Source organism: Streptomyces sp. H51 (genome assembly GCF_035656535.1).
Classification (GTDB): domain Bacteria; phylum Actinomycetota; class Actinomycetes; order Streptomycetales; family Streptomycetaceae; genus Streptomyces.
The window spans coordinates 12,777-32,343 of sequence record NZ_JAYMHD010000050.1 but is presented as its reverse complement, the minus strand read 5'-3'; the positions used below and the strand labels follow the sequence as shown (position 1 = coordinate 32,343).

Here is a 19,567-nt window from a genome sequence, read left to right as displayed (position 1 = left end):
AACGACTCCCTGCGGGAGGCCCCGATGACCACCGCATCCGCACGCGAGACCACCGAAGGCACCGTCTACACGGTCACCGGTGGCGACTGGGACGAGGTCGTCCAGTCCGCGGCCCGCGCCGACGACGAGCGCATCGTCGTCAACATGGGGCCCCAGCACCCCTCCACCCACGGAGTCCTCCGGCTGATCCTGGAGATCGACGGCGAGACGGTCACCGAGGCCCGCTGCGGCATCGGCTACCTCCACACCGGCATCGAGAAGAACCTCGAGTACCGGACCTGGACGCAGGGCACCACGTTCGTGACGCGCATGGACTACCTGACGTCCTTCTTCAACGAGACCGCCTACTGCCTCGCCGTCGAGAAGCTCCTCGGCATCGAGGACCAGATCAGCGAGCGGGCCAAGATCATCCGGGTGCTCCTGATGGAGCTGAACCGGATGTCCTCGCACCTGGTGTGCATCGCCACCGGCGGCATGGAACTCGGCGCCACCACGATCATGATCTACGGATTCCGTGATCGTGAAATGATTCTCGACCTCTACGAGCTGATCACCGGCCTGCGGATGAACCACGCGTACATCCGGCCCGGCGGACTCGCCCAGGACCTGCCGCCCGGCGCGGTGGACCAGATCCGCGAGTTCGTGAAGAAGATGAAGAAGAACCTCCCGGAGTACGACAAGCTCGCCACCGGGAACCCCATCTTCAAGGCCCGCATGCAGGACATCGGCTACCTCGACCTGACCGGCTGCATGGCGCTGGGCGCGACGGGCCCCATCCTGCGCTCCACCGGCCTCCCGCACGACCTGCGCAAGTCCCAGCCGTACAGCGGTTACGAGACCTACGACTTCGACGTCCCGACCGCCGACACCTGCGACGCCTACGGCCGCTTCCTCATCCGCCTGGAGGAGATGCGGCAGTCGCTGCGGATCGTCGAGCAGTGCCTGGACCGGCTGGAGCCCGGCCCGGTCATGGTCGCCGACAAGAAGATCGCCTGGCCGGCCCAGCTCGCCCTGGGACCGGACGGACTGGGCAACTCCCTCGACCACATCAAGGAGATCATGGGCACCTCCATGGAGGCCCTGATCCACCACTTCAAGCTGGTCACCGAGGGCTTCCGGGTGCCGCCCGGGCAGGCGTACGTGGCGGTCGAGTCGGCCAAGGGCGAACTCGGGGCGCACGTCGTCTCCGACGGCGGCACCCGCCCCTACCGGGTCCACTTCCGCGACCCGTCCTTCACCAATCTGCAGGCCATGGCGGCGATGTGCGAGGGCGGCCAGGTCGCCGACGTCATCGTCGCCGTCGCGTCCATCGACCCCGTGATGGGAGGCGTCGACCGGTGAGCACCAGTTCTTCGGAGCAGGGCGTCAGCCTGGGTATGCCCCAACTGCCCGCGCCCGCCTACCCGGACGACGTACGGGAGCGGCTGGAGAGGGACGCGCGCGCCGTCATCGCCCGCTACCCGGACTCCCGGTCCGCGCTGCTGCCACTGCTGCACCTCGTGCAGTCGGAGGAGGGCCACGTCACGCGCACCGGGATGCAGTTCTGCGCGGACGTGCTGGGCCTGACCACGGCCGAGGTCACCGCGGTCGCCACCTTCTACACCATGTACCGGCGCAAGCCGAGCGGCGACTACCAGGTCGGCGTCTGCACCAACACGCTGTGCGCGGTGATGGGCGGCGACGCGATCTTCGAGGAGCTCCAGGAGCACCTCGGCGTCGGCAACGGCGAGACCACCGGCGACGGCAAGGTCACCCTGGAGCACATCGAGTGCAACGCGGCCTGCGACTTCGCGCCGGTCGTGATGGTCAACTGGGAGTTCTTCGACAACCAGACCGTGGACAGCGCCAAGCGGCTCGTCGACGACCTGCGCGCGGGCAGGCCGGTCGACCCCACGCGCGGGGCGCGGCTGTGCACCTTCAAGGAGACCGCCCGGATCCTGGCCGGCTTCCCCGACGAGCGGCCCGGGGCCGTCGACGAGAGCGGCAGCGCCGGACCGGCGTCGCTGGCGGGCCTCCGCCTGGCCAAGGGGGAGACGCCGCCCGCCCGCGTGGTCCATCCGCGCGACGGCGGCCCGCACGACACGGCCGTGCACGAGCCGTCCCCGACCGAGCACCTCAGCTCGCACGACGCGCCGCACAACACGTCGGCCTCCGACCCTTCCCATTCGGCAGGGCCAGTCGCCGAGGAGGGGGAGTGATGACCTTGGCAGCCGAACTCACAGACACCAGCCCGGAGAAGCTGCTCGCACCCGTGTTGTCGGCGTTCTGGGACGAGGACAGGTCCTGGACGCTGGACGTCTACCGCAGGCACGAAGGGTACGAGGGACTGCGCAAGGCGCTGGCCATGTCACCGGACGACGTGATCGCATACGTCAAGGAGTCCGGGCTGCGCGGCCGCGGCGGCGCGGGATTCCCGACCGGAATGAAGTGGCAGTTCATCCCCCAGGGGGACGGAAAGCCGCACTATCTCGTTGTCAACGCCGACGAATCGGAGCCCGGGACGTGCAAGGACATCCCGCTCCTCTTCGCGAACCCGCACAGCCTCATCGAGGGCATCGTCATCGCGTGCTACGCCATCAGGTCGTCGCACGCCTTCATCTACCTGCGTGGTGAAGTCGTCCCCGTTCTGCGGCGGTTGCACGAGGCCGTGCGTGAGGCCTACGCGGCGGGCTACCTGGGCGAGAACATCCTGGGCAGCGGCATCGACCTCGACGTCACCGTGCACGCGGGCGCGGGCGCGTACATCTGCGGTGAGGAGACCGCGCTGCTCGACTCGCTCGAAGGCCGCCGGGGCCAACCGCGGCTGCGTCCTCCCTTCCCCGCCGTCGCGGGCCTGTACGCGTGCCCGACTGTGGTGAACAACGTCGAGTCGATCGCCTCGGTTCCCGCCATCATGAACAACGGCAAGGAATGGTTCAGGTCGATGGGCAGCGAGAAGTCCCCGGGCTTCACGCTCTACTCGCTCAGCGGCCACGTGGCCAACCCCGGCCAGTACGAGGCGCCGCTCGGCGTCACGCTCCGCCAGCTGCTGGACCTGAGCGGCGGCATGCGGCCGGGCCACCGCCTGAAGTTCTGGACGCCGGGCGGCTCCTCGACACCGCTGCTCACCGACGAGCACCTCGACGTCCCGCTCGACTACGAGGGAGTGGGCGCCGCCGGTTCCATGCTCGGCACCAAGGCCCTGCAGTGCTTCGACGAGACGACCTGCGTCGTGCGCGCCGTGACCCGCTGGACCGAGTTCTACGCCCACGAGTCCTGCGGCAAGTGCACGCCCTGCCGCGAGGGCACCTACTGGCTCGTGCAGCTGATGCGCGACATCGAGGCCGGCAAGGGCCGGATGTCCGACCTCGACAAGCTCAACGACATCGCCGACAACATCAACGGCAAGGCCTTCTGCGCCCTCGGCGACGGTGCCGCCTCGCCGATCTTCTCCTCGCTCAAGCACTTCCGCGAGGAGTACGAGCAGCACATCACGGGCCGCGGCTGCCCCTTCGACCCGGCCAAGTCGACGGCCTGGGCCGACCGCACGGAGGTGAACGCATGACCGTGACCAGCAGCACTCCCGCGGGCGGGGGAGAAGCGGCGGTCCCGCCGGCCGATCTCGTCACGGTGACGATCGACGGCATCGAGATCAGCGTGCCCAAGGGCACCCTGGTCATCCGCGCCGCCGAGCAGCTCGGCATCGAGGTCCCCCGCTTCTGCGACCACCCCCTCCTCGACCCGGTCGGCGCCTGCCGCCAGTGCATCGTCGAGGTCGAGGGCCAGCGCAAGCCGATGGCGTCCTGCACCACCACGTGCACCGACGGCATGGTGGTCAAGACCCAGCTCACCTCGCCGGTCGCCGAGAAGTCCCAGCACGGGGTGATGGAGTTCCTCCTCATCAACCACCCGCTGGACTGCCCGGTCTGCGACAAGGGCGGCGAGTGCCCCCTGCAGAACCAGGCCATGTCGCACGGAAACGCCGAGTCCCGCTTCGACGGGAAGAAGCGCACCTACGAGAAGCCGGTGCCGATCTCCACGCAGGTGCTGCTCGACCGCGAGCGGTGCGTGCTGTGCGCCCGGTGCACCCGCTTCTCCACCCAGATCGCGGGCGACCCGATGATCGAACTGCTGGAGCGGGGCGCGCTGCAGCAGGTCGGCACCGGCGAGGGCGACCCCTTCGAGTCGTACTTCTCCGGCAACACCATCCAGATCTGCCCGGTCGGCGCGCTGACCTCGGCGGCGTACCGCTTCCGCGCCCGCCCCTTCGACCTGATCTCCTCGCCCTCGGTGTGCGAGCACTGCTCCGGCGGCTGCGCCACCCGCACCGACCACCGGCGCGGCAAGGTCATGCGGCGGCTCGCCGCCAACGACCCCCAGGTCAACGAGGAGTGGATCTGCGACAAGGGCCGCTTCGCGTTCCGCTACGCGCAGCAGCCGGACCGGCTCACCACCCCCCTGGTGCGCAACGCGGAGGGGGACCTGGAACCGGCCTCCTGGCCGGAGGCGCTGCAGATCGCGGCGCAGGGACTGCTCGCCTCCCGCGGCCGGACCGGCGTCCTCACCGGCGGCCGGCTGACCGTCGAGGACGCCTACGCGTACAGCAAGTTCGCGCGCGTGGCGCTCGACACCAACGACATCGACTTCCGCGCGCGCGTGCACAGCGGCGAGGAGGCCGACTTCCTGGCGTCCCGGATCGCCGGGCACGGGCGTGACATCGACGGCACGGGCGTCACGTACACCGCGTTGGAGAAGGCTCCGGCCGTCCTGCTGGTCGGGTTCGAGTCGGAGGAGGAGGCGCCCGGCGTCTTCCTGCGGCTGCGCAAGGCCTGGCGCCGGCACGGCCAGCGGGTGTTCGCGCTGGCCACGCACGCCACCCGCGGCCTGGAGAAGGCCGGCGGCACGCTGCTGCCGGCGGCTCCCGGCACCGAGAACGAGTGGCTGGACGCGCTCGCGAGCGGAATCGGCGTGGAGGGCCCCGGCGCACAGGCGGCCGAGGCGCTGCGCGCCGAGGGAGCGGTGATCGTGGTCGGCGAGCGGCTGGCCGCCGTGGCGGGCGGCCTGACCGCCGCGGTGCGGGCCGCCACGGCGACCGGTGCCCGGCTGACCTGGATCCCGCGCCGGGCCGGTGAGCGCGGCGCCGTCGAGGCCGGCGCGCTGCCGTCGCTGCTGCCGGGCGGACGCCCGGCCACCGACCCGCGCGCGCGTGAGGAGGTCGCCGCCCTCTGGGGCGTCGCCGCGCTCCCGCACCGCTACGGCCGCGACACCGGCGAGATCGTCGAGGCCGCCGCCGCCGGCGAACTGCAGGCCCTGCTGGTCGCGGGCGTCGAGGTCGCCGACCTGCCCGACCCGGCACGCGCGCGTGCGGCGCTCGCGGAGGCCGGGTTCGTGGTGTCGCTGGAACTGCGGCCCGGCGAGGTCACCGAGCACGCGGACGTCGTGCTCCCGGTCGCCGCCGTCGCCGAGAAGGCCGGCACCTTCCTCAACTGGGAAGGACGGGCGCGCTCCTTCGAGGCCGCGCTCAAGCCCGACCAGATGACCCGCCGCCTGGCGCCCACCGACGCGCGGGTGCTGCAGATGCTCGCCGACGCCATGGACGTGCACCTGGGCCTGCCCGACCTGCGTACCGTGCGCGCCGAACTGGACCGGCTCGGCGCCTGGGACGGGCCGCGGGCCACCGACCCGCGGCAGAGCGCGACCGTGCTGCCGCGGCCCGCCGCCGGGGAGGCCGTACTCGCCGGCCACCGTCTCCTGCTGGACCGAGGCGTCCTGCAACAGGGCGACGAGGCGCTGGCCGGGACCCGGCACGCCGCCCACGCGCGCGTGTCGGCCGCGACGGCCGCCGAGGCCGGCGTCAAGGACGGTGACCTGCTCGCCGTGACCGGCCCCTCCGGAGCCGTCGAACTCCCGCTGGAGATCACGGAGATGCCCGACCGTGTGGTCTGGCTCCCGCTGAACTCCGCGGGCGGGGGCGTCGCCTCCGACACCGGGGCGCTGCCCGGCGCCCTCGTCCGCATCGGCCCGGCGACGCTGACCGCCGAAGCCCCCAAGGAGGTGGAGGCATGAGCCCGTACCTCGCCGCTGAAGACCTCTCGATGTTCGGCCGCGACCCGTGGTGGCTGGTCGTCGTCAAGGCGGTGTTCTGCTTCGCCTTCGTGATGCTGACCGTGCTGTTGTCCATCGTCTGGGAACGCAAGGTCGTCGCCTGGATGCAGCTGCGCATCGGCCCCAACCGGAACGGCCCCTGGGGCATGCTCCAGTCGCTCGCCGACGGCGTGAAGCTGATGCTGAAGGAAGACATCATCGTCAAGCGCGCGGACAGGGTGGTCTACATCCTCGCGCCGATCGTCGCGGCCGTCCCGGCCTTCATGGCGGTCGCGGTGATCCCCTTCGGCCCGGCCGACAACCAGATCTCGATCTTCGGCCACCGCACCACGATGCAGCTGACCGACCTGCCGATCGCGATGCTCTACATCCTGGCGGTCGCCTCGGTCGGCATCTACGGCATCGTCCTCGCGGGCTGGAGCTCCGGCTCCACCTACCCGCTGCTGGGCGGCCTGCGCTCCTGCGCGCAGATGATCTCCTACGAGATCGCCATGGGCGCCGCCTTCGCCTCCGTGTTCCTCTACTCCGGCTCCATGTCGACGTCGACGATCGTCGAGCAGCAGCAGGACCGCTGGTACATCGTCCTGCTGCCGGTCTCCTTCATCCTCTACGTCGTCACCATGGTGGGCGAGACCAACCGTGCCCCCTTCGACATGCCGGAGTCCGAGGGCGACCTGGTCGGCGGCTTCAACACCGAGTACTCGTCGATCAAGTTCGCGATGTTCATGCTCGCCGAGTACGTCAACATGGTGACCGTCTCCGCCGTGTCCACCACGCTGTTCCTCGGCGGCTGGCGGGCCCCCTGGCCCATCAGCACCTTCTGGGAGGGCGCGAACCACGGCTGGTGGCCGATGCTGTGGTTCACCATCAAGGTCCAGCTGCTGCTGTTCTTCTTCATCTGGCTGCGCGGCACGCTCCCGCGGGTCCGCTACGACCAGCTGATGAAGCTCGGCTGGAAGGTGCTCATCCCGGTCTCCGTGGTCTGGCTGATGCTGGTCGCCACCGTGCGGGCGCTGCGGAACGAGAACTACGACTTCGCCGACATCGCCCTCTACATCGGCGGCGGCGTCCTCGCCCTGCTCCTGCTGTCCTTCGTCGCCGACATGTTCCGCGAGAAGGCGAAGGCGGCCGAGCAGCCCGCCGAGGAGCCGGCCGCGTTCGACCCGCTGGCCGGCGGATTCCCCGTACCGCCGCTGCCGGGGCAGGAGCTGCCGCCGGTGCCCAGGCGCCGTCCGCACCGTGAGCGGGAGCTCATTGTCAGTGGCGGGGCGGATACTCCCAGTGACGGATCTTCGGATGGAAAGGAGGCGTCCGATGGCTGAGGAACCGAAAGAGACTGAGCAGTTGAAGCCTGGCTTCATGAACCCCGTCGCAGGCTTCGGCGTGACCTTCAAGGCCATGTTCAAGAAGCGGCTGACCGAGCAGTACCCGGAGCAGCAGAAGACCACCGCTCCGCGGTTCCACGGACGGCACCAGCTCAACCGCCATCCGGACGGCCTGGAGAAGTGCGTCGGCTGTGAGCTGTGCGCCTGGGCCTGCCCCGCCGACGCCATCTACGTGGAGGGCGCCGACAACACCGACGAGGAGCGCTACTCGCCGGGCGAGCGGTACGGCCGCGTCTATCAGATCAACTACGCCCGCTGCATCCTGTGCGGCCTGTGCATCGAGGCGTGCCCCACCCGCGCGCTGACCATGACCAACGAGTTCGAGCTGGCCGACTCCAGTCGCGCCAACCTCATCTACACCAAGGAACAGCTGCTCGCCGGCCTGGAAGAGGGCATGGTCGACACCCCGCACGCGATCTACCCGGGGATGGACGAGCAGGACTACTACCGCGGCCTGGTGACCGAGGCCGCACCCGGCACGGAACGCCAGGTCGCCCGGTCCAAGGGCGAGGTCGTGCAGGAGGCCGACTCGACCTTCGGCGAGAGCGAACCGGCGTCGGAGAAGGTGATCGGCCGATGACCGCGCAGCTCGCCGCCTACTCCACCTCCACCGGAGAGGCCTTCCAGTTCTGGGTGCTCGGCACGGTCGCCGTGCTCGGCGCCCTGGGCACCGTCTTCATGAGGCGTGCCGTGCACAGCGCCCTGTCGCTGGCCGGCACCATGATCGTCCTGGCGGTGTTCTACCTCGCCAACGGCGCCTACTTCCTGGGCGTCGTGCAGATCGTCGTCTACACCGGCGCGATCATGATGCTGTTCCTGTTCGTGGTGATGCTCGTCGGCGTCACCGCGGCGGACTCCCTGAAGGAGACCATCAAGGGCCAGCGCTGGCTGGCCCTGCTGTGCGGACTCGGCTTCGGCATCCTGCTGTTCGCCGGGATCGGCAACGCCTCCTTGAAGCAGTTCGACGGCCTCGCCGAGGCGAACGGCAACGGCAACGTGCAGGGCCTCGCCGCCCTCATCTTCACCAAGTACGTCTTCGCCTTCGAGATCACCGGCGCGCTGCTGATCACGGCCACCGTCGGCGCCATGGTGCTCACCCACCGGGAGCGCACCGAGCGCGCCAAGACGCAGCGCGAGCTGTCCGAACAGCGCGTCCGGGAGGGCAAGCACCTCCCGCCGCTGCCGGCGCCCGGCGTGTACGCCCGGCACAACGCCGTCGACATCGCGGGCCTGCTGCCCGACGGCACCCCGTCCGACCTCACGGTCAGCAAGACGCTGCGCGAGCGCGGCCAGATCCGCGACGTGTCGGCGGACGCGCTCAACGACCTGCGGGCGCTGGAGCAGCGCGCCGAGGAGCGGCTGGAGCGGACCGCGATCGAACCGGCCACCTTCAAGCGGGAGGAGGCGTCGAAGTGAACCCGGTCAACTACCTCTACCTTTCCGCCCTGTTGTTCACGATCGGTGCCACCGGCGTGCTGATCAGGCGCAACGCGATCGTCGTGTTCATGTGCATCGAGCTGATGCTGAACGCCTGCAACCTCGCGTTCGTCACCTTCTCCCGGATGCACGGCAATCTCGACGGCCAGATCATCGCCTTCTTCACGATGGTCGTCGCCGCCGCGGAGGTCGTGGTCGGGCTCGCGATCATCGTGTCGTTGTTCCGTTCCCGCCACTCGGCCTCGGTCGACGACGCCAGCCTGATGAAGCTCTGAGGGGTCGCTGAATCGTGGAGAACCTGATTGCGCTGCTGGTGGCGGCGCCTCTGCTCGGAGCGGCCGTACTGCTGTGCGGCGGCCGGCGTCTGGACGCCGTCGGCCACTGGATCGGCACCGCCCTCGCGGCCTGTTCCTTCGTCATCGGTCTCGTCCTCTTCGCCGACCTGCTCGGCAAGGAGGCCGAGAACCGGACCCTGATGCAGCACCTGTTCAGCTGGATCCCGGTCGCGGGCTTCCAGGCGGACGTCACCTTCCGCCTCGACCAGCTGTCGATGACGTTCGTCCTGCTCATCACGGGCGTCGGCTCACTGATCCACCTCTACTCGGTCGGGTACATGGAGCACGACGAGCGGCGCCGCCGCTTCTTCGGCTACCTGAACCTGTTCCTCGCGGCGATGCTGGTGCTCGTCCTCGCCGACAACTACCTGCTGCTGTACGTCGGCTGGGAGGGCGTCGGTCTCGCCTCCTACCTGCTGATCGGCTTCTGGCAGCACAAGCCCAGCGCGGCGACCGCGGCGAAGAAGGCCTTCCTGGTCAACCGCGTCGGCGACATGGGCCTGTCGATCGCGATCATGCTGATGTTCACGACGTTCGGCACCTTCGCCTTCCAGCCGGTGCTGAGCCACGTCGGCGACACCTCCGAGGGCAAGCTCACCGCCATCGGCCTGATGCTGCTGCTCGCCGCCTGCGGCAAGTCCGCCCAGGTGCCGCTGCAGTCCTGGCTCGGGGACGCGATGGAGGGCCCGACCCCGGTCTCGGCCCTCATCCACGCCGCGACCATGGTGACCGCGGGCGTCTACCTGATCGTCCGCTCCGGCGCGATCTTCAACGCCGCGCCGGACGCGCAGACGGCGGTCGTCGTCGTCGGCGCGGTCACGCTCCTGTTCGGTGCCGTCGTCGGTTGCGCGAAGGACGACATCAAGAAGGCGCTGGCCGGTTCGACCATGTCGCAGATCGGCTACATGGTCCTCGCCGCGGGCCTCGGCCCCATCGGCTACGTCTTCGCGATCATGCACCTGGTGACGCACGGCTTCTTCAAGGCCGGGCTGTTCCTCGGGGCCGGCTCGGTCATGCACGGCATGAACGACGAGGTCGACATGCGCCGGTACGGCGGCCTGCGCAAGTACATGCCGGTCACCTTCGTCACCTTCGGCCTCGGCTACCTGGCGATCATCGGCTTCCCGTTCCTGTCCGGCTTCTACTCCAAGGACGCGATCATCGAGGCCGCCTTCGCCAAGGGCGGCACCGAGGGCTGGATCCTCGGCGGCGTGGCCCTGCTGGGCGCGGCCATCACCGCGTTCTACATGACGCGCGTGATGCTGATGACGTTCTTCGGCGAGGAACGCTGGCGCCACGCCCCGACCCCGTCCCCGGCCGAGCCGAGCGTGGAGCCGGCCGCCGAGACGAGGGGCGAGTACACGGAGCCGCATCCGCACGAGTCGCCCAACGTCATGACGATCCCGATGATCGTGCTGGCCGTCGGGTCGGTCGCGGGCGGCTTCTTCTTCCACCTCGGCGACCGCTTCCTGAACTGGCTGGAGCCGGTCACCGGGCACAGCGAGGGCGACTCCCCGGTCAGCGCCCTGACCGTCACCGGAGCGACCCTGGTCTGCCTGGTCGTCGGCGCGGGCCTCGCGTACGCCATGTACGGGCGGCGCCCGGTCCCGGCCGTCGCCCCGCGCGGGTCGCTGCTCACCCGGGCCGCCCGGCGCGACCTGCTGCAGGACGACTTCAACCACGTCGTCCTGGTCCGCGGCGGCGAGCACCTCACCCGCTCCCTGGTGTACGTGGACCACACCCTGGTCGACGGCGTCGTCAACGGCACGGCGGCCTCGGTCGGCGGCCTCTCCGGACGGCTGCGCAGGCTGCAGAACGGCTTCGCGCGCTCCTACGCGGTCTCGATGTTCGGCGGCGCGGCGGTCCTCGTCGCCGCGACCCTGCTGATGAGGGCGGTCTGATACCGATGTCCTTTCCCCTGCTGACAGCGACGGCGGCGCTCCCGGCGATCGGCGCGGTGGCCACGGCCGCCGTGCCGGCCGCGCGGCGCACCGCCGCCAAGTGGCTGGCGCTGCTCGTCTCGCTCGCCACGCTCGCCCTCGCGATCGCCGTCCTGGTCCGCTTCGACCCGGGCGGCGGGCGCTACCAGCTCACCGAGTCCCATGCCTGGATCGCGGAGTTCGGCGTCCGCTACGAACTGGGGGTGGACGGCATCGGGGTGGCGCTGGTCGCGCTGACCGCCCTGCTGATGCCGTTCATCATCCTCGCGGGCTGGCACGACGCCGACCCGATGGAGACCGGAAGCCGCCGCTGGCGGCCGACGCAGGGCTTCTTCGCCCTGATCCTGGCCGTCGAGGCGATGGTGATCCTCTCCTTCGAGGCCACCGACGTCTTCCTCTTCTACATCTTCTTCGAAGCCATGCTCATCCCGATGTACTTCCTCATCGGCGGCTTCGGGGACCACGCGCACGAGCACGGCGAGAAGGCGGCGTCGACGCAGCGGTCGTACGCGGCCGTGAAGTTCCTCCTCTACAACCTGGTCGGCGGCCTGATCATGCTGGCCGCGGTGATCGGCCTGTACGTGGTCGCCGGGAACTTCAGCCTCCAGGAGATCGCCCAGGCCCGCGCCGACGGCTCGCTGCACATGGCGACGAACACCGAACGCTGGCTGTTCCTCGGCTTCTTCTTCGCCTTCGCGGTGAAGGCGCCGCTGTGGCCGCTGCACACCTGGCTGCCCAACGCCATGCAGGAGTCCACCGCCCCGGTCGCCGTCCTCATCACGGCGGTCGTCGACAAGGTCGGCACCTTCGCGATGCTCCGCTTCTGCCTCCAGCTGTTCCCGGAGGCGTCGAAGTGGGCGACGCCGGCCATCCTGGTGCTGGCGCTCATCAGCGTCATCTACGGGGCGCTGCTCGCCGTCGGCCAGCGCGACATCAAGCGGCTGGTGGCGTACGCGTCGATCTCGCACTTCGGCTTCATCATCATGGGCATCTTCGCGATGACCAGCCAGGGCCAGTCCGGCGCGACCCTCTACATGGTCAACCACGGGATTTCGACCGCCGCCCTGATGCTGGTGGCGGGCTTCCTGATCTCGCGGCGCGGCTCGCGGCTCATCGCCGACTACGGCGGTGTCCAGAAGGTCGCGCCGGTGCTCGCCGGCACGTTCCTGATCGGCTCCCTCGCCACCCTGTCGCTGCCCGGACTGGCGCCGTTCGTGAGCGAGTTCCTGGTCCTGGTCGGCACCTTCACGCGCTACCCGGTGATCGGCATCATCGCCACCTTCGGCATCGTCCTCGCCGCGCTCTACACCCTCGTCCTCTACCAGCGGACGATGACGGGCCCGGTGAAGCCGGAGGTCTCCGCGATGCCCGACCTGCGGGTGAGGGAGATCCTGGTGATCGCTCCGCTGGTGGTGCTGCTGATCTTCCTGGGCGTCTACCCGAAGCCCGTCACGGACATCGTGAACCCGGCGGTGAAGTCGACGCTGTCGGACGTACAGAAGAAGGACCCCCAGCCTGAGGTGGAGGCGGCCAAGTGAGCGCATCAGCCGTCCACAGCCTGTGGACAACCGCGGCCACCGCGGCCGATCCGATCTCCAAGATCGACGCACCCAAGATCGAGTACGGGCAGCTCTCGCCCACCCTGATCGTCCTCGGCGCGGCGATCGTCGGGGTGCTCGTCGAGGCGTTCGTCCCGCGCAGGTCCCGCTACTACGCGCAGGTGTTCGTCTCCGCCGTCGCCCTGTGCGCGGCCTTCGCCGCGGTCGTCGCGCTCGCGGCGGACGGGTACGGCACGACCAAGGCGCACATCGCGGCGATGGGCGCGATCGCCGTCGACGGACCGTCCCTGTTCCTCCAGGGCACGATCCTGCTGGCCGGCCTGGTCGGCCTGTTCACCTTCGCCGAGCGCCGGCTCGATCCGGAGGCGCACGGCAACCGGGTCGACTCCTTCGCCGCGCAGGCCGCGTCCGTGCCGGGCAGCGACAGCGAGAAGGCGGCCGTGAAGGCCGGGTTCACCACCACCGAGGTCTTCCCGCTGCTGCTGTTCGCGGTCGCCGGCATGCTGGTCTTCCCGTCGGCCAACGACCTGCTGACGCTGTTCATCGCCCTGGAAGTCCTCTCGCTGCCGCTGTACCTGATGTGCGCCCTGGCCCGCCGCAAGCGGCTCATGTCGCAGGAGGCCGCGGTCAAGTACTTCCTGCTCGGCGCGTTCGCCTCGGCGTTCACGCTGTTCGGCATCGCCCTGCTGTACGGCTACGCCGGCTCGGTGTCGTACGCCAGGATCGCGCAGGTCGTCGACGGCACGGCCACGGGCGTCGACCCGGCGCTCGCCGGCACCATGGGCAACGACGCGCTGCTGCTCGTCGGCGCCGCGATGATCGTCATGGGCCTGCTGTTCAAGGTGGGCGCCGTCCCGTTCCACATGTGGACGCCGGACGTCTACCAGGGCGCCCCGACCCCGGTGACCGGCTTCATGGCGGCGGCGACGAAGGTGGCGGCCTTCGGCGCGCTGCTGCGCATCCTGTACGTGGTGCTGCCCGGCATGCGCTGGGACTGGCGGCCGGTCATGTGGGGCGTGGCGATCGTCACCATGCTGGGCGGTGCGATCGTCGCGATCACGCAGACCGACATCAAGCGGCTGCTGGCGTACTCGTCGATCGCGCACGCCGGATTCATCCTCGCGGGTGTCATCGCGACCACGCCGGACGGCGTCTCCTCCGTCCTCTTCTACCTCGCCGCGTACTCCTTCGTGACCATCGGCGCCTTCGCCGTGGTGACGCTGGTGCGCGACGCGGGCGGCGAGGCGACGCACCTGTCCAAGTGGGCGGGCCTCGGCCGCCGCTCGCCGCTGGTGGCGGCGGTGTTCGCGGTGTTCCTGCTGGCCTTCGCGGGCATCCCGCTGACCTCCGGCTTCGCCGGGAAGTTCGCCGTGTTCAAGGCGGCGGCGGACGGCGGGGCGGCCCCGCTGGTCGTGGTCGGTGTGATCTCGTCCGCGGTCGCGGCGTTCTTCTACATCCGGGTGATCGTGCTGATGTTCTTCAGCGATCCGCGGCCCGAGGGGCCGACGGTCGCCGTGCCGTCGCCGCTGACGACGACGGCGATCGGCGTCGGCGTGGCGGTCACGCTGGTGCTGGGCGTCGCGCCGCAGTACTTCCTGGACCTGGCGAGCCAGGCGGGGGTCTTCGTGCGCTGACCCGGCACGCGCCCCGGCACGGCGGCCCGGCATCCGTTCAGGGGTGCCGGGCCGCCGTGCGTGGCGCCCCAAAGGGGCGCGGGGAACCACGCGACCGGCAACGACGGCGCGGCAGGCGCTCGACGGCATCGCACGGCACTCCCACAAGCCTGTGGACAACTCGGGGACTGTCGGTGCGGAGCCCTATCGTGGAGGCAGTGGTCGAGGGCCACGGGCGGGGGATCGGGCAATGGGCGGGACGGGCGGGATCAGCGAGATGGCAGTGATGACGGACCCGGGGACGACCGACAGCGAGGCGCTGGCCACGCTGCGCCGGGTCTTCGGATACGAGGCCTTCCGCGGCGAGCAGGAAGCGGTCATCGAGCATGTGGTGGCCGGCGGCGACGCGGTGGTCCTCATGCCGACCGGCGGCGGCAAGTCGCTGTGCTACCAGATCCCCTCCCTGGTCAGACCGGGCACGGGCGTGGTGGTCTCCCCGCTGATCGCGCTGATGCAGGACCAGGTGGACGCGCTGCGGGCGCTGGGCGTGCGCGCCGGGTTCATGAACTCCACGCAGGACTTCGACGAGCGCCGGGTGGTGGAGGCCGAGTTCCTCGCCGGCGAGCTGGACCTGCTGTACCTGGCGCCGGAGCGGCTGCGGCTCGACGCGACGCTGGACCTGCTCTCCCGCGGCAAGATCGCGGTCTTCGCGATCGACGAGGCGCACTGCGTGTCCCAGTGGGGCCACGACTTCCGGCCCGACTACCTCGCGCTCTCCCTGCTCGGTGAGCGCTGGCCGGACGTCCCGCGGATCGCGCTGACGGCGACGGCCACGCACGCGACGCACCAGGAGATCACGCAGCGGCTGAACATGCCGGACGCCCGGCACTTCGTGGCGAGCTTCGACCGGCCCAACATCCAGTACCGGATCGTCCCCAAGGCCGACCCCAAGAAGCAGCTGCTGAGCTTCCTGCGCGAGGAACACGCGGGGGACGCGGGCATCGTGTACTGCCTCTCGCGCAACTCGGTCGAGAAGACGGCCGAGTTCCTCTCCCGCAACGGCATCGAGGCCGTGCCGTACCACGCGGGCCTGGACGCGGGCACGCGCGCGGCGCACCAGTCCCGGTTCCTGCGCGAGGACGGTCTGGTCGTGGTGGCGACCATCGCCTTCGGCATGGGCATCGACAAGCCCGACGTCCGCTTCGTCGCCCATCTCGACCTGCCCAAGTCCGTCGAGGGGTACTACCAGGAGACGGGCCGCGCGGGCCGCGACGGACTGCCGTCCACGGCATGGATGGCGTACGGCCTCAACGACGTCATCCAGCAGCGCAAGCTGATCCAGTCCGGGGAGGGCGACGAGGCGTTCCGCCGCCGTTCCGCCGCCCACCTCGATTCCATGCTGGCGCTGTGCGAGACGGCCCGGTGCCGCCGCGGCCAGCTCCTCGCCTACTTCGGGCAGGACCCCGACCCGGCGGGCTGCGGCAACTGCGACACCTGCCTGGCGCCGCCCGAGACCTGGGACGGCACGGTCGCGGCCCAGAAGGTGCTGTCGACGGTGGTGCGGCTGCAGCGGGAGCGCGGCCAGAAGTTCGGCGCGGTGCAGATCGTCGACATCCTGCTGGGCCGGCGCACGGCGAAGGTGATCCAGTTCGACCACGACCAGCTGTCGGTGTTCGGCATCGGCGAGGAGCTCACCGAGGGCGAATGGCGGGGTGTCGTACGGCAGTTGCTGGCGCAGGGACTCCTCGCGGTCGAGGGGGAGTACGGCACGCTGGTGCTGACCGAGGCCAGCGGTTCGGTGCTGCGGCGCGAGCGGGAGGTGCCGCTGCGCAAGGAGCCGAAGAAGCCGACGACCGCGCGGTCGGGCTCGGCGGGCGCGGGTGCGGGGTCGGGCCGGGGCGAGCGCAAGCCCAGGGCCGCGGCGGCCGAGCTGCCCGCGGAACTGCAGCCCGCCTTCGAGGCGTTGCGCGCCTGGCGCGCCGAACAGGCCCGTGAGCAGGGCGTCCCGGCCTACGTGATCTTCCACGACGCCACGCTGCGGGAGATCGCCACGGCCTGGCCCACGTCCATCGCGCAGCTCGGCGGCGTCGGCGGGGTCGGCGAGAAGAAACTGGCGACGTACGGGGAGGGCGTCCTCGCGGTGCTCGCCTCCCTGAGCGGGGCACCCGGTCCGGCTCCGGCGACGGACGGAGACCCCGGCGACCCCGGCAGCGGCGGTCCGGGCACCCCCGGTCCCGGCAGCGGTGACCCCGGCGACGGTCACGACTGGTCCGAGTTGGACGTGGAACCGGAGCCGGACGACTGGATGTAGGGCTGCCGGGCTCTCGGGCTCTCGGGCTGTCGGGGACGGCGCGGTCAGTTCAGTGCCGTCAGGCCCGGGGCGAACGCGATCAGCAGCGGCAGCAGCGGCACCAGCGCCGCCGCCGTCGTGGTGAGCGCCCGGTCCCGGCGGCCCAGCCGGGGCGGCGGCTCGAGGAGCCGGTCGACGCGCTCGCCGAGCAGGCGGTGGCTGGAGGCGCAGGACAGGACGCCGCGGTGCTGGTTCAGTTCGATCAGCGCCAGCGCGGTCGTGAGGTGGCCCCACCGGCGGGAGGCTGTGTCGTCGGCGGCCAGCTCCACCAGCCGGTGCGTCTGGTCGCAGAAGTGGGCGAACAACGGCACCCGCGGGAACCCGGTCGCCAGCGCGGTCGACAGGTGCAGCAGCCAGTCGTGGCGGGCGCGCGCGTGACCGCGCTCGTGGGTGAGGACGGCGTTGAGCTGGTGGTCGGTGAGGCGGTGCAGTGCGCCGGTGGTGACCACCAGCTGGGGCGGGCTGCCCGGCATCCACCAGGCGTCCGGGTACTCGTCCTCCAGCACCAGCAGGGGACCGCGGGCCGGCTTCCCCAGCCCGGCGGGCAGCTCGGGGGCCCGCTCGCGCAGGTGCGCACGGGCCCGGACGCGGCGCCGGCGCGCCTCGACGAGCTCCCGGGCGAGCATCGCGGTCGTCCAGGCGGCGCCGCACGCCAGCAGCAGGGTCAGAGCGGCGGCCCAGGGCGGGGCGGCGGACAGGTCGTAGGCGGCGGTGACCGCGGCCGGCGCGGGCGCGAAGAGCTGGGCGCGCACGGTGCCGAAGACGGCGGCGGCGCCCAGCAGCAGGGCCGTCAGGCAGCACAACAGGACCGTGGCCACCAGGCATTGCCACACCCACAGCCCGACCACCGGCTCCCGGTCGGGCCACCCGGCGCGCACCAGCGCACGCGGCGCCGGCACGGCGGCCGTCAGGGCGACGACGCTCAGCAGGAGCAGACAGACGGTCATGCCACGAACTCCGGTCGCTGGGGGTCGGAGGAGGGGTGCGGTGATACCGGCGTACGGACCCGAAGGACGACGCGCCAGCCGCCAGTATGACGGCGGTGGACGCGGGAGTCAGGAGAAGGAAGCGGACGACTACGTCACGTGCCGACACCGTCACAGTCCCGCCCCCACCGCGCTCCCGGCCACGCCGCCCGGCTTCCGGGCTCCGGGTCGCGCTGCCCGGCTCTCGGGCGGCTGGTCACGCCGCCCGGCCGTCTCACCGGGCCCGGGCGCAACCCCGGGCCCGGCCCCGGGGGCACGCCGGGCCGTCGTACCCCGGGGCCGCGTCGTCCCGGCCCCGCCGGATCACCGCCGGGGCACTACCCTCCCCGTCACCTCGCCGAGGCCCACCCGGACCCCGCCGGGGCCGGGCGCCCACGCCGACAGCGTCACCACGTCCCCGTCCTCCAGGAACGTCCGCTTGCCGTCGGGGAGTTCGAGCGGTTCCCGCCCGTTCCAGGTCAGCTCCAGCAGCGACCCGCGCTGCGACGGCTCGGCCCCGCTCACCGTGCCGGAGCCGTACAGGTCGCCGGTCCGCAGCGAGGCCCCGTTGACGGTCATGTGCGCCAGTTGCTGCGCGGCCGTCCAGTACATGGTGGAGAAGGGGGGCTCGGAGACGACGTGACCGTTGATCGCGACGGAGATCCTCAGGTCGTAGCCGCCCGGCTCCTCCACGGAGCCGGAGTCGTCCAGGTAGGGCAGCAGCGGGTGCGTGCGCTCGGGCGGTGCCAGCCGGGCCTCCTCCAGCGCCTCCAGCGGGGTGATCCACGCCGACACCGAGGTGGCGAAGGACTTGCCGAGGAACGGGCCGAGGGGGACGTACTCCCAGGCCTGGATGTCGCGCGCCGACCAGTCGTTGAGCAGGCACAGCCCGAAGACGTGGTCGCGGAAGTCGCCGAGGGCCACCGGCCGGCCCATCCGCGACTCCACGCCCACCACGAAGCCGACCTCGGCCTCGATGTCCAGCCGGACGGACGGTCCGAAGACGGGCGCCGCGTCGCTCGGGGCCTTGCGCTGCCCCGACGGGCGGACGACGTCCGTGCCGGAGACGACCACCGTTCCGGACCGGCCGTGGTAGCCGATCGGGAGGTGCTTCCAGTTGGGGGTCAGCGAGTCGGCGGCGTCGGGGCGGAAGATCTGCCCGACGTTCCGGGCGTGGTTCTCGGAGGCGTAGAAGTCGACGTAGTCGGCGACCTCGAAGGGGAGGTGCAGGGTCACCGCGGACAGCGGGTGCAGGAACCGTTCGACCGTCTCCCGGTGGGCGGGCACGGTCACCCACGCCGTCAGCGCGCGCCGTACGTCCGACCAGGCGGTGCGGCCCGCGGCGAGGAGCGGGTTCAGCGAGGGCCGCGCGAGCAGGGAGGCGTACGGGGAACCGAGCGCCACCGCCGCCGCGCCCGCGTCGAGGACGTGGTCGCCGAGGCGGACGCCAACGGTCCGTTCGGCGGATCCCTCGGGCGAGAAGACGCCGTAGGGAAGGTTGTGCGGGCCGAAGGGGTCGCCCTCGGGGACATCGAAGGGGGGCATGGGTGCTGCCTCACTCTCACCATGTGTCGCGTGCCGTCATGGGGCCGCGCGTACCGTCATGTGGCCGGGCCACACGTTACGGCCGAGTCGCCTGTCTTGGGCAGTTGTCCTGGACGGTGTCCAACAAGTCGGCAATGTCGGGGTTCGTCGTGTCGGAGGTGTCGATTCCGGGCTGATCCAACCGACGGCAGTCATCGGCGCCGGACCCTTCGGCCTGTCCACAGCCGCCCCCGGTGAAGCGGGCGCGGTGAAGCGGGCGCGGTGAGCCGGGTGCGGTGAAGCCGGTGCGGTGTGCCGGGTTCGGCGCGGGCTCCGCAACCGCCGTGCGGGCGCGGTGAGTAGGCGCGGCGCCCG

General features: G+C 71.0%; 14 protein-coding genes. 12 read left to right on the top strand and 2 right to left on the bottom strand.

Features of this window, described 5'->3' with window-relative positions:
* Positions 1 to 24: 24 nt before the first annotated feature.
* The 12 genes from VKA29_RS16145 (at position 25) to recQ (ending at position 16,664) form a co-directional block, all read left to right on the top strand.
* Entirely contained in the window at positions 25 to 1,341 is a 1,317-nt protein-coding gene (locus VKA29_RS16145; protein WP_324786310.1) for an NADH-quinone oxidoreductase subunit D, read from the top strand.
* Complete coding sequence (gene nuoE, locus VKA29_RS16140) at positions 1,338 to 2,198, top strand: NADH-quinone oxidoreductase subunit NuoE (protein ID WP_324786309.1); 861 nt, start codon at positions 1,338 to 1,340, stop codon at positions 2,196 to 2,198. Before VKA29_RS16145 ends, nuoE begins: the two co-directional genes overlap by 4 nt.
* Positions 2,195 to 3,544, top strand: a complete 1,350-nt coding sequence (nuoF, locus tag VKA29_RS16135) for an NADH-quinone oxidoreductase subunit NuoF (RefSeq protein WP_324786308.1) — start codon at positions 2,195 to 2,197, stop codon at positions 3,542 to 3,544. The genes nuoE and nuoF overlap by 4 nt, the downstream gene beginning before the upstream one ends.
* Positions 3,541 to 6,045 (top strand): NADH-quinone oxidoreductase subunit G, encoded by a 2,505-nt coding sequence (locus VKA29_RS16130; RefSeq protein WP_324786307.1) that lies wholly within the window; start codon positions 3,541 to 3,543, stop codon positions 6,043 to 6,045. The genes nuoF and VKA29_RS16130 overlap by 4 nt, the downstream gene beginning before the upstream one ends.
* Positions 6,042 to 7,406, top strand: a complete 1,365-nt coding sequence (gene nuoH / locus VKA29_RS16125) for an NADH-quinone oxidoreductase subunit NuoH (protein ID WP_324786306.1) — start codon at positions 6,042 to 6,044, stop codon at positions 7,404 to 7,406. Before VKA29_RS16130 ends, nuoH begins: the two co-directional genes overlap by 4 nt.
* A complete protein-coding gene (gene nuoI, locus VKA29_RS16120; RefSeq protein WP_324786305.1) occupies positions 7,399 to 8,049 on the top strand; it encodes an NADH-quinone oxidoreductase subunit NuoI in 651 nt (216 codons plus the stop codon). Before nuoH ends, nuoI begins: the two co-directional genes overlap by 8 nt.
* Positions 8,046 to 8,885, top strand: a complete 840-nt coding sequence (locus VKA29_RS16115) for an NADH-quinone oxidoreductase subunit J (RefSeq protein ID WP_324786304.1) — start codon at positions 8,046 to 8,048, stop codon at positions 8,883 to 8,885. The genes nuoI and VKA29_RS16115 overlap by 4 nt, the downstream gene beginning before the upstream one ends.
* Positions 8,882 to 9,181 carry an NADH-quinone oxidoreductase subunit NuoK gene (gene nuoK / locus VKA29_RS16110; RefSeq protein ID WP_242779136.1) on the top strand — a complete coding sequence of 100 codons (300 nt, stop codon included), beginning with the start codon at positions 8,882 to 8,884 and terminating at the stop codon, positions 9,179 to 9,181. Before VKA29_RS16115 ends, nuoK begins: the two co-directional genes overlap by 4 nt.
* A gap of 14 nt (positions 9,182 to 9,195) precedes the next feature.
* Positions 9,196 to 11,142, top strand: coding sequence for an NADH-quinone oxidoreductase subunit L (gene nuoL / locus VKA29_RS16105; RefSeq protein WP_324786302.1), 1,947 nt, complete (start codon positions 9,196 to 9,198; stop codon positions 11,140 to 11,142).
* Between the two features lie 5 nt (positions 11,143 to 11,147).
* Positions 11,148 to 12,719: an NADH-quinone oxidoreductase subunit M gene (locus VKA29_RS16100; protein WP_324786301.1), complete on the top strand. Its 1,572-nt coding sequence runs from the start codon at positions 11,148 to 11,150 to the stop codon at positions 12,717 to 12,719.
* Positions 12,716 to 14,374, top strand: a complete 1,659-nt coding sequence (gene nuoN, locus VKA29_RS16095) for an NADH-quinone oxidoreductase subunit NuoN (protein WP_324786300.1) — start codon at positions 12,716 to 12,718, stop codon at positions 14,372 to 14,374. The genes VKA29_RS16100 and nuoN overlap by 4 nt, the downstream gene beginning before the upstream one ends.
* 229 nt (positions 14,375 to 14,603) lie before the next feature.
* Positions 14,604 to 16,664 carry a DNA helicase RecQ gene (gene recQ / locus VKA29_RS16090; RefSeq protein WP_324786298.1) on the top strand — a complete coding sequence of 687 codons (2,061 nt, stop codon included), beginning with the start codon at positions 14,604 to 14,606 and terminating at the stop codon, positions 16,662 to 16,664.
* A gap of 44 nt (positions 16,665 to 16,708) precedes the next feature.
* Here recQ and VKA29_RS16085 read toward each other — a convergent pair whose 3' ends face one another.
* Together VKA29_RS16085 and fahA are read right to left on the bottom strand one after the other, a co-directional pair.
* On the bottom strand, positions 16,709 to 17,650 hold the full coding sequence (locus tag VKA29_RS16085) for a M56 family metallopeptidase (RefSeq protein WP_324786297.1): 942 nt from the start codon (positions 17,648 to 17,650) through the stop codon (positions 16,709 to 16,711).
* A gap of 342 nt (positions 17,651 to 17,992) precedes the next feature.
* On the bottom strand, positions 17,993 to 19,213 hold the full coding sequence (gene fahA, locus VKA29_RS16080) for a fumarylacetoacetase (protein WP_324786295.1): 1,221 nt from the start codon (positions 19,211 to 19,213) through the stop codon (positions 17,993 to 17,995).
* Between the last annotated feature and the right edge of the window lie 354 nt (positions 19,214 to 19,567).